Source organism: Aeromonas sp. ASNIH8, from assembly GCF_002919855.1.
Classification (GTDB): Bacteria; Pseudomonadota; Gammaproteobacteria; order Enterobacterales; family Aeromonadaceae; genus Aeromonas; species Aeromonas caviae.
Window position 1 is genome coordinate 1 of sequence record NZ_PQLN01000246.1, and the last position, 940, is coordinate 940.

The window sequence follows — 940 nt, forward strand, 5'->3', positions numbered from 1 at the left end:
TGAGGTGTCCTGACAAGATCGGACAGTCCCGGATCAAGCAGCCTGAGCAGTTCTCCAATACCTCTTGTTAAACTCCGCCGGGCTGACATTGCCAAGTCGTGAATGCCGACGCTGGCGGTTGTAAAAAATCTCTATGTATTCCTGAATCGCTGCCTTGGCCTCCGCTCTCGTCTCGAATCTATGGTGGTGAACCAGTTCATTTTTAAGAGACCCCCAGAAGCTTTCTATCGGGGCATTGTCGAAGCAGTTCCCCTTGCGTGACATGGAGGTCTGCATGCCAAATTGTACCTGGAGAGCCCGGTAAGCCTTGGCACAGTACTGACTGCCCCGGTCTGTGTGATGAATAAGCCCAACGGGTGGCCTCTTCTGCTGCACAGCCCGAAACAGCGCCTGACTGACCAACCCGGTGGTCATTCGCTCTCCCATCGCATAACCCACTATCTCACAGGTAAACACATCCTTGAGACCAGCCAGATAAAGCCAGCCTTCGTCGGTGGCGATATAGGTGATATCACCGGTCCAGACTTCGTTGGGCTTCGTCGGCGCAAAGACCTGACCAAGGAGATTCTCCGCCACGGGCAGGGAATGAGCAGAATGGGTTGTCGCCTTGAATTTGCGCTTTTGTTTGCAAGACAACCCCATTTCACGGCGCAATCGCCCAATCCGGTCCCGCCCAGCGTAAAATCCTTCGGCGGCCAACTCAGCTTGTAAACGCGATGCGCCATAGGTCTGGCGCGTCTTGCTGTGAGCAGCCCGAATGGCGACCTTGAGTCGTTCATCTTCTTGTTGGCGCTGTGACGGTGGACGCTGGCGCCAGTGGTAGAAGCCCGCACGAGAGACCTCCAGCACACGACAGATAACGGAAATGGGATAGATGTCCTGTTGGTTGGCTATCCACGCGTACTTGGCAGTGACTCCTGAGCAAAGTACGCGGCGGCCT

The 940-nt window shown here is 55.4% G+C and carries 1 protein-coding gene; it reads right to left on the reverse strand.

The window, feature by feature from the left end; translation table 11 throughout:
- Positions 1-33: 33 nt before the first annotated feature.
- On the reverse strand, positions 34-940 hold a 907-nt coding region (locus C3418_RS23720; RefSeq protein ID WP_103859390.1), incomplete at its 5' end, for an IS3-like element ISAeme20 family transposase.